At 54.3% G+C, this 1,652-nt stretch carries 1 protein-coding gene; it reads right to left on the bottom strand.

Annotated features, from left to right (window positions below):
* Positions 1–335: 335 nt before the first annotated feature.
* Positions 336–1,256 (bottom strand): sulfur oxygenase/reductase, encoded by a 921-nt coding sequence (gene sor / locus HIJ39_RS22755; protein ID WP_169103312.1) that lies wholly within the window; start codon positions 1,254–1,256, stop codon positions 336–338.
* Between the last annotated feature and the right edge of the window lie 396 nt (positions 1,257–1,652).

Genomic DNA, 1,652 nt, shown 5'->3' with positions numbered 1-1,652 from the left:
CACATGGACCTCACTGGCGTTGATGACGGTAATCTCAACCTCGCCCCGCACAATCTCCGACTTCAGTTCGCGGGCCAGCTGGTTGGACACCATGCTGCCCCCTACGCCGCCCCCTAACAACACTACGCGCGTCATCGGCGTTCCTCCTCCTTATTCAGTAGCCTCGAGAGTTTGACACGAAGACATTCACCGGCTATCCCAGGCTGCTCGACACCAGCGTCGCCATGGCTGCCAGGTGGATCGCCTGAAACCAGCATCAGATTGAGTGTGTCGTCCACCTTCCCCCTCCTCAAATCGAAATACCCATGGTGGTACTCGTTCTCCGCATGTCCGGGTTATGAATGCAGGTACTCGCGCCAGGAGGTGTCCTCCATCAACGGATTCCATAGAGTGACATAGGGACCTTTCAATAGGGTGGCCAAAACCCGGTCATGGATCCGCCGCATCTGATGGTTGATTACCACGCGCGAAATGCCCATCATGGCTGAATTCATATCAGCCCATTCCATATGCACGAGATATTCTTGCGGGGTTTGGTGGGCTTGTGGAGTCTGGAAGTTTCCGTCTTTAATTCGCGGCGGGTAGTCCCCTCGAGTCTGCAAGGCTTGATGAATACCATCTGGAACCAATTGCAGTGAGCCGATTGCCGACGCCCCGATTTGCTTAAGCACCATGTAGCCGAGAAAACCGGGAACCCGCTTGAAAGCCGTCATCACATCGACAATCGCCTGCTCGAATTCTTGCTCACGTCCGGGCACGGTGGTATGTTCGGATGCCGCAATAATCCGTTGGCCGTATGGCAGGGAAACGGCGGGCATCGGTTGTCCCGTTGCCCAGGCGGCCCCTAACGACGCCGGCACATCGGTCATGGCCACATTCTCGGGAAGGTCATGCGCCACGATTTCGTAAATCGGCTCCCAAGGTCCTTCAACGACCATGTCTAAACATTGGCTGCATAGCCGAAAGATGGCGTCAAAGTTGTCATAGTGCATCGCATCGTGGTCTTCCCAATGTTTCCACATCGTGTATTGCGCCAGTCCGATGGGATTGAGCGTCTCGTGCATGTCCATCTTCGCGCCGCCGTACCGGCCACCCATGGGGAACACGCCAATTTGCACATGGTTTTGAAATCCGACAAATCCTTCATGGTTGGCGGTTACCATGCACACCTTGGGACCAACGGTTGTGAACTTTTCGTAACTGGACTCCGCATTATACACGCGGGCCTTGTTCAGGGCGATATAGGGGGTTGGCATATCATCACTCCGCTTAAGATTTATTTATACCCTGGTGGGTATATGTAAATGATATAACAAAACATTCTATCCAACCACTAATTTTTCGGGAATTTTGACTGTGGAGAAGATTTGTCGGCTTATCATAACGCCGCCCTCAACGGCTTGACCTTAAGGCTCTTAGTCGCCCAATTGTGTATTGAGGCGAGAAAAATGGGGCTCGCACACTTTTAATGACGCCAGACGGATCGAAGGGAACGAAGCAGGTCCTTAGCCGATCGCGCTCCGTACGCGTCCTGACCATCGTCTGGGACAACCTCTGCTCCGGTCCTGCGGCCACTAACTGGTAGGTAAAGAGGGGCCTCGGGGCTTAGCTGTGGTAGCGAGTGCCCCTTGAGCGCCCTCCTCCCCGTAGAA

The organism is Sulfobacillus harzensis (assembly GCF_012933365.1).
Taxonomy (GTDB): domain Bacteria; phylum Bacillota; class Sulfobacillia; order Sulfobacillales; family Sulfobacillaceae; genus Sulfobacillus_B; species Sulfobacillus_B harzensis.
Note: the sequence above shows the minus strand (reverse complement) of the source record. Positions and strands in the feature narration are given on the sequence as shown.